The organism is Nitrospirae bacterium CG2_30_53_67 (assembly GCA_001873285.1).
GTDB lineage: Bacteria > CG2-30-53-67 > CG2-30-53-67 > CG2-30-53-67 > CG2-30-53-67 > CG2-30-53-67.
Genome location: MNYV01000047.1, coordinates 1 through 7,232, shown reverse-complemented (window position 1 = coordinate 7,232; position 7,232 = coordinate 1). Strand labels below are relative to the sequence as shown.

8 protein-coding genes and 1 other annotated feature are annotated in these 7,232 nt (G+C 56.8%); of the genes, 3 read left to right on the top strand and 5 right to left on the bottom strand.

Features of this window, described 5'->3' with window-relative positions; genetic code table 11:
* Positions 1-18 precede the first annotated feature (18 nt).
* The gene (locus AUK29_02735; GenBank protein ID OIP65436.1) at positions 19-402 is read left to right on the top strand and encodes a hypothetical protein; all 384 of its coding nucleotides are present in this window, start codon (positions 19-21) and stop codon (positions 400-402) included.
* A 306-nt stretch (positions 403-708) separates the two neighbouring features.
* Here AUK29_02735 and AUK29_02730 read toward each other — a convergent pair whose 3' ends face one another.
* Genes AUK29_02730 through AUK29_02710 form a run of 5 tightly spaced genes read right to left on the bottom strand, consistent with a single transcriptional unit; the run spans position 709 to position 5,090 of the window.
* Positions 709-2,088: a hypothetical protein gene (locus AUK29_02730; protein OIP65435.1), complete on the bottom strand. Its 1,380-nt coding sequence runs from the start codon at positions 2,086-2,088 to the stop codon at positions 709-711.
* A gap of 9 nt (positions 2,089-2,097) precedes the next feature.
* Positions 2,098-2,724, bottom strand: coding sequence for a hypothetical protein (locus tag AUK29_02725; protein ID OIP65434.1), 627 nt, complete (start codon positions 2,722-2,724; stop codon positions 2,098-2,100).
* Positions 2,721-3,473, bottom strand: a complete 753-nt coding sequence (locus AUK29_02720; GenBank protein OIP65437.1) for a cobalamin 5'-phosphate synthase — start codon at positions 3,471-3,473, stop codon at positions 2,721-2,723. The genes AUK29_02725 and AUK29_02720 overlap by 4 nt, the downstream gene beginning before the upstream one ends.
* Before the next feature lie 14 nt (positions 3,474-3,487).
* Entirely contained in the window at positions 3,488-4,540 is a 1,053-nt protein-coding gene (locus tag AUK29_02715; GenBank protein OIP65433.1) for a nicotinate-nucleotide--dimethylbenzimidazole phosphoribosyltransferase, read from the bottom strand.
* A 7-nt stretch (positions 4,541-4,547) separates the two neighbouring features.
* Positions 4,548-5,090 (bottom strand): bifunctional adenosylcobinamide kinase/adenosylcobinamide-phosphate guanylyltransferase, encoded by a 543-nt coding sequence (locus tag AUK29_02710; protein ID OIP65432.1) that lies wholly within the window; start codon positions 5,088-5,090, stop codon positions 4,548-4,550.
* A 226-nt stretch (positions 5,091-5,316) separates the two neighbouring features.
* Positions 5,317-5,686: a binding site (cobalamin riboswitch), on the bottom strand.
* A gap of 159 nt (positions 5,687-5,845) precedes the next feature.
* On the opposite strand from AUK29_02710, the gene AUK29_02705 reads away from it, so the two are divergent.
* Complete coding sequence (locus tag AUK29_02705; protein ID OIP65431.1) at positions 5,846-6,295, top strand: hypothetical protein; 450 nt, start codon at positions 5,846-5,848, stop codon at positions 6,293-6,295.
* A gap of 161 nt (positions 6,296-6,456) precedes the next feature.
* On the top strand, positions 6,457-6,849 hold the full coding sequence (locus AUK29_02700; GenBank protein ID OIP65430.1) for a hypothetical protein: 393 nt from the start codon (positions 6,457-6,459) through the stop codon (positions 6,847-6,849).
* The last annotated feature ends 383 nt before the right edge of the window (positions 6,850-7,232 follow it).

The following is a 7,232-nucleotide window of genomic DNA, read 5'->3' as shown; positions in this document are numbered from 1 at the left end:
TATGCGGAGTGCGGCGGCATGATCTTCCTTTCCCGGGGGATCTATGATGCGGGGGGGGACCTCTATCCCATGGCCGGTGTCTTCCCCTTTGAAACCGAGATGCTCACCCGTCGGCAGGCACTGGGATATGTCACGGTCATCCTGGAGGAGGAGAACCTGCTGGGGAGCCCCGGTGATGTGATCCGGGGGCACGAGTTTCATTACTCCCGGATCAGAGAGATGGGCGGCGCTGTGCGGTGCACCACATCCGTGCAAAAACGGGCCGGAGAGGAGAAATACCCCGAAGGGTTCATGGTGAAAAACACCTTCGGGAGTTATGTCCACCTCCATTTCGGTTCCCAGAAGAACCTTGCCGGCAATTTGGTACTGAGGATGAAACAGGCCCGGGCCAAGACCGGGTAAAGAAAAGAGGATCATCTCCAAAAGAGTGGGTGAAAAATCAGGGGTCAAGGGGTCAAGGATTCCAGGGGTCAAGTGAAGTGCTAAAGACATAAGGGGCCGAGGGTCATAGGGTTCGAGGATTCCAGGGTTCAAGGGGTCAAGTGAAATACTTAAACGCAAGCAAAATCTCCAGAGAAAAACACTGGAATCCTTGAACCCTATGACCCTCGGCCCCTTATGTCTTTAGCACTTCACTTGACCCCTGGAATCCTTGACCCCTTGACCCCTGATTTTTCACCCACTCTTTTGGAGATGATCCTCTTTTCTTTACCCGGTCTTGGCCCGGGCCTGTTTCATCCTCAGTACCAAATTGCCGGCAAGGTTCTTCTGGGAACCGAAATGGAGGTGGACATAACTCCCGAAGGTGTTTTTCACCATGAACCCTTCGGGGTATTTCTCCTCTCCGGCCCGTTTTTGCACGGATGTGGTGCACCGCACAGCGCCGCCCATCTCTCTGATCCGGGAGTAATGAAACTCGTGCCCCCGGATCACATCACCGGGGCTCCCCAGCAGGTTCTCCTCCTCCAGGATGACCGTGACATATCCCAGTGCCTGCCGACGGGTGAGCATCTCGGTTTCAAAGGGGAAGACACCGGCCATGGGATAGAGGTCCCCCCCCGCATCATAGATCCCCCGGGAAAGGAAGATCATGCCGCCGCACTCCGCATAGATGGGGAGCCCGGACTCCGCCGCCTCCCTGACCTCCATAAGCAGGGATTGGTTCTGACTCAGGTGTTCCGCATAGACCTCAGGATACCCTCCGCCCAGATAAAGCCCGTCCACATTCCCGGGAAGGCGCAAATCATGAAGCGGACTGAAAAAGATGAGTTCAGCCCCCATGTCCCGGAGAAGGTCAAGGTTGTCTTCATAGTAGAAACAGAAGGCCTCATCCATGGCCACGCCGATCCGGACTCCCTTACCCACATGGGGCGTGCCGGACGGGTCACTGTAAGGCTGAAGCGGTCCTGCTTCGGCAAGGTCGAGGAGCCCTGAAAGATCCATCCCCTGCCGGACGCCGAGAGCCAGTCTCCGGATCCAGGCCTCGTCGATCCGGCCCACTTGATCCGTGGAAAGCCCCAGATGACGCTCGGGCAGGGTCAGATCTGCATCCGGCAAGAGTCCTCCCAGGCACCTCGCCCCGCAGTGATCCTCCACGGCCTGGGTCAGCCACTTCATGTGCCTCTCGCTCCCCATCCGGTTGAAGATTACCCCGGCGACATTGAGTGCCGAATCGAACGTCTCGAACCCCCGGACCAGGGCGCCCGCGCTTCGGGCCATGGAGCGGGCGTCCACCGTGAGGATCACGGGCGCATGCAGCCACTTGGCGATCTCGGCCGTGGAGCCGGCTTCGGACCTTGCGTCATACCCGTCGAAGAGTCCCATGACCCCTTCAACCACGCAGATATCCGCACCCAGGGATGCCCTCTGGAACGAGGAGAGGACAGCCTCTCTTCCCATGAGCCATCCATCCAGGTTGCGTGAGGAGCGGCCGCAGATCTTTGTGTGAAAGAGCGGATCAATGAAATCCGGACCGGTCTTGAACGGCTGGACCGAAAGCCCATCCTCCATGAACGCAGCCATCAGCCCCAGAGAGACCGTGGTCTTCCCTGCACCGCTCGAGACACCGGCAATGACGAAACGTTTCAATGTCAGCTCCTATACCCCGTTTATCAGTTTCACGTGTGCAAACCCGTCGTCATAATAATCGATCATGTTCAGGCACCCGAAGGCCTGGTCCATCCTGAAGATGTATCGGATCTCAAGCTTCATGGCATGGGCGAGGATCAGACGGTTCACGCCGCCGTGCGCAACGATGAAGATATTCCCGCCACTGTGTTTCTCCAGCAGAGGGAGATAGGTCTTGAGCACCCGTTCGGAAAGGTCATAGGAACTCTCTCCGCCTCCGGGAGGCCGAACCGCGGTCACGTCTTTCTGCCAATAGCCGAAAAGATCCGGATAGTCCCTTCCGATCTCCTCGTAGGTCAGACCTTCCCAGTCCCCGAAGTTCCGCTCGCGGAGCCCCGGGAGCTTCTCGTAGGGGAGGTTCAGGCCTCCGGCGATGATCTCCGCTCCCTCCACCGTACGGAAAAGGTCACTGCAATAGACCGCGGAGATGCCGCAGCCCCGTACCCTGTCCAGCAGGGAGAGCATCTGCTCCCGCCCCACCTGTGTAATCGGCACATCGGTCTGCCCGTTGTAGACCCCGGATATGAAGTTTTCCACCTGTCCGTGCCTGGCGATATAAACCCTGGTCCGAACTTGATGCGCTCTTATTGGTTTCATAACACGGCCGCTCCCAGCAAGAGAAAAAGGGCCTCACTCAGTTCCCCTGTGAACCCATGGGTGTCGCCGGTCACCCCTCCGAGTCTGGCCTCGAAAAACCGGGTCGTGAGATAGGTCGTAAGCCCGATCAGGCCGAGGATCAGGAGCCCTTTGAGCCCGAGGGCCGGAATCACGGCCGCAGAGGTAAAGACAAACCCCACGAGATACTCCGGCCGCCCCGAAAAATCGGCAAAGGCCCTCCCGGTCCCCTCCCCCTCTCTGGCATATCTGGAAAAGGCGGACATCTGAAGCATGGACCATCGGCCCATGCAGGGCATGCAGAGCAGCAGGCCCGGCTTCCATCTCTCGGGGCACTGGTCCAAGGAGACCACCTTGAAGAAGATCAGGAGAATGAGCGCAATGACCCCGATGACCCCGACCCGGCTGTCCCGCATGATCTCCAGAATCTCTTCCCGGTTCCTGCCGCCGGCCAGTCCGTCAATCGAATCCGCAAACCCGTCCAGATGCAAACCTCCGGTCATGAGGATCAGCGATGAAATCACCGAGAGGTCCACAAGCAATGTTGGGAATACGTAACCAAGAAGAGCATGGAGCCCGACCAGGATCAGCCCCAGGACCAGCCCCACCGCCGGAAACATGGCCATGGACTTCCCCAGCCTCTCCGGAGAGAGGTCCGCCTCCGGACCCAGAGGGATGATCGTCAGGAACCGCCAGGCCGTGGCAAACCGCCGGGGCCATTCACGAATCATACCATCATCGATCATCATGATTTCTCCGACACACCCGCCTCCGCAAATGTCAAAACCTCATTCAAGACCTTGACCCCCGCTTCAACGATTAAGAAACCGAGGGCCGCTCCGGTCCCCTCTCCCAGACGGAGATTGAGATCGAGGAGAGGCTGAAGTCCCATCCGGTCGAGCATGACCTGGTGGCCGATCTCCACGGAACGGTGAGCGGCAATCATATAAGGAGCCGTCTGGGGCGCGAGGGTATAAGCGATCAGGGCCCCGGCCGTGGAGATCAGCCCGTCGATGACCACCGGGATCCTGCGGGCCGCCGCACCGAGGATCAGGCCTGTAATCCCGGCGATCTCAAAACCGCCGAGCTTGTGCAGGACGTCGAGAGGATCCGAAGGGTCCGGCTGGTTCACTGCAATCCCCTTTTCGATCACCCGGATCTTCCGCTGCAGCGCCTCGTCCCCGATGCCGGTCCCTCTCCCCGTGACCTGGGCCACGGGCCGGTCCGTGAGCACGGCCGCCATCGCGCTGCTGGGGGTGGTGTTCCCGATCCCCATGTCTCCGGTGCCGATGAGGTCTGTTTGATCGCCGTATTTCTCTGCAAGGGAGATCCCGATGTTGATTGCCGAGACGGCCTGCTCCCTGGTCATGGCCGGACCCTGTGTGAAATTCCGGGTCCCCCGCGCCACCTTTTGATGTTCAATCCCCGAAAGCTCCAGAAGATCGCCGTCCACTCCCATATCCACCACCACAACCTCGGCGCCCGCATGCCGGGCCAGCACATTGATGCCGGCGCCGCCCCTCACGAAATTTCGCACCATCTCCCGGGTCACTGCTTTAGGAAAGGCCGAAACCCCCTCCTCCACCACACCGTGATCACCTGCAAAGGTAAAGATCCTCTTGTGACGGATCTCGGGCCGCTCTTTGCCCTGAATCAGGGCCACCTGCTTTCCCAGGGACTGGATCCTCCCCAAAGCGCGGAGGGGCATGACCTGATCATCCAACCTTGCCTGTACGCGTCGGTCCAGGTCCGGGTCCATGGGCCTGATCCTGCGGATCACCTCGTTGATCTTCTGCATCCCATTGTCACTCATCATGCATCTCCAATTTTTTTAGACAAAGCGGGATTCCCGCCGTGACCAGAAAAACCTCGTCAGCCGCTTCTGCCAGACGCTGGTTGGCCATGCCCGCCAGGTCCCTGAACCGTCTCCCCAGGGGCTCCGCGGGAACCAGACCCATGCCCACCTCATTGGCCACGGCGATCACCGGAAAGGGAGACTTATGAACGGCCGAGGCGAGGGAGTCGATCTCGCACAGGAGCTCCTCATCTTCATACTTCCTTTCAATCATCAGGTTGGAAAGAAGCACGGTCAAACAGTCGATCACGACCACATGGGCGCCGGACTGAAAAGAACCGAGCAGGGAGACGACATCGAGCGGCTCTTCGAATGTCTCCCACAAGGGTCCGCGTTCCAGTTTGTGCCTCAGGATACGCCCCTCCATTTCGGGGTCGGTGGACCGGGCCGTGGCCACAAGGATTCGGTCCTTTCCGACTTTCTCTCCTATCTTCAGGGCGAACCGGCTTTTCCCGCTCCTCGCACCACCGATGATCAAGGTGAATCTTCCCATATCCAGAAAAAGGCTCCTCTTCCATTTTGTGGAAGGATTCGAGGGTTCAAGGGTTCAAGGGTTCGAGTGGTTCACTTGACCCCTTGGCCCCTAGGCCCCTTGGACCCTTATGTCTTAATCTCCTGCTTCGGAGATGCCTCTCAAAAAACAAAAACCCCGGATTTCCAAAGGGAAAACGGGGTCTGAACGATCACGCATTCACCACCCTTAAGCCTCGAAGTCCGGTGAACATTTTTCCATATCAGGCAGGTCTTCTGACTTACGGGCGCCTCCAACGTCCGGTTGGAGGAAGTTCATCGCACCTTCCCGTCCGCCTGAGGCAGACAGTGGTTTTGAGTGGCCCTATTCGTAAATACGGCGGCATTCGAGTGCCGTAGCGCCGTCTCGTCGGCGTTCCGCTCTTTGCGGCGTACCACATGGGGTACGCCGCAGTCGCGCGCCTTGATGAGACCGCCCTACGACCCTCTCGGTGCTTCACCATATTTACGAACAGGACCACTTTGCGATGACACAACCCGATCACAGCGGCGGGTCCGTGAGGGATTCTCACCCTCTTCCCTTTTAGGCTTTTCAGCACCTGAAAAGGTTCTTTGCCGACAACCTACCACTGGGGTTGATATGAGTCAATCTTTTTTTTCAAGAGACCCTTGACAAAGGATAAAGGACCGTGTATATTCATGATTAACAGAATGATTTTAGTATAGTTTATGTTAACCGATTGATTTATTAGGATTTTAAAAGAGGAGGTTTACATCATGTGCATGGCCATTGAAAAAGAATGCGCTTGCGGTAAAGAAGCGGCGCGTCTTCATCACTTGAATTCGATTCTTCCTTACGAGACCGTCAAGACCATCTACTGCCCTTCCTGCAGCGAGGATGTTGGCTTTAATGCCGGGACCATGATCCGTGATAACGGCTGGATCATCGAGTATGACATGGAGGTCGTCTCCCTCTATGCAGCGAAGATGGGGCTGAGCAAAGAAGCCGTCACTCCGGATCTGATCTTCGATGAGGGGTATTCCACATGGCAGGGATTTACGCCCACGGACCTTCACCAGGCCAACAAGGAGAAGGAGGCATTGGCCCAGGTGGCCAAAACCGATAAGGCAAAGTATCTGCAGATGATACGGGAATGGAGCATCAGCCGGGCCAGAAAACTTCAAGAAGAAGGCTGGCGAAAGGCCCGTGAAACCGTAGACGCTTAGAGGAGGGATAGAACAATGATCAAGGTTTATATCTGTGAAGATTGCATGATGGAAGTTCCCGCTGCCAAGGAGCCGCCGGAGCTTTGTCCATGCGGGGCCGGCCCTGATTCATGGGTCTTAACCGAAAAGCCCGAACCAGGCTGCGGAGGAGGGCCGAAATAATGTTCAAGATCGCCGTGCCGTCCAATGATGGAGAAAGGATCAGCGGTCATCTGATCGGAAGCCTCATTTTCCTGATCTACGAGATCAGAAACGGCAGGATCCATGCCCGGTCAAAAAGGACTCAGATCCACGGGATCATGGCCGCGGTTGAGGACTGCAAAACGGTGATCGTCAAAGATTGTCCGGAACCGATTTCAGAACTCCTATCTGTTAAAGGGATAAAAACGATCCGGGAAGATCGCGACGATGCTGAACGGGCCGTACTGGGTCTGCTGAATGGAGGAAGAACAAGTAGATCACTCAATCTGAACCAGGTCGAGGGGCGGTCCTGGTTTGAGCATGCAGAGCAAGTGACAACCCTGCAGTCTGCCGCAGGGTTAGGGAGTGAATGAAACAAAAAACTCTTTAGAAACTCAAAAATTCCCTGCAGATGGCTGCAGGGGGCAAAAGCGACCAAATGGCTTACATTGGGAAACGGTTTCTCCTCTGATCCGGATTCCCGGTGAAAGCCGAAGGGGCCTTTCACCTCCCCCTCCTCTGGGTGTCAGGCCCCTTTTTTTAAACCTTTTTGCCGCCAAGACATCAAGGCACAAAGTGGATCTTCTCAGGAAATCTCTTCCAAAACAATCCGGTGATGCAGCATATCCGCTTCATGAAACCTTGCCTTCACCGTCTTTTCTTCCCCAAAAATATCCCGCAGAACCAGATTATCTTCCTGCCGGCGGATGGTGTCGATATTTTCCATGAGAAGCTTTTCCTGACCATCGCGGATCAG

Excerpts from the sequence above, each read along its gene's own strand:
- AUK29_02735 (OIP65436.1), top strand. The coding sequence starts at position 19 with ATGATCTTCCTTTCCCGGGGGATCTATGATGCGGGGGGGGACCTCTAT.
- AUK29_02725 (OIP65434.1), bottom strand. The coding sequence starts at position 2,724 with ATGAAACCAATAAGAGCGCATCAAGTTCGGACCAGGGTTTATATCGCC.
- AUK29_02720 (OIP65437.1), bottom strand. The coding sequence starts at position 3,473 with ATGATTCGTGAATGGCCCCGGCGGTTTGCCACGGCCTGGCGGTTCCTG.
- AUK29_02715 (OIP65433.1), bottom strand. The coding sequence starts at position 4,540 with ATGCAGAAGATCAACGAGGTGATCCGCAGGATCAGGCCCATGGACCCG.
- AUK29_02710 (OIP65432.1), bottom strand. The coding sequence starts at position 5,090 with ATGGGAAGATTCACCTTGATCATCGGTGGTGCGAGGAGCGGGAAAAGC.
- AUK29_02705 (OIP65431.1), top strand. The coding sequence starts at position 5,846 with ATGTGCATGGCCATTGAAAAAGAATGCGCTTGCGGTAAAGAAGCGGCG.
- AUK29_02700 (OIP65430.1), top strand. The coding sequence starts at position 6,457 with ATGTTCAAGATCGCCGTGCCGTCCAATGATGGAGAAAGGATCAGCGGT.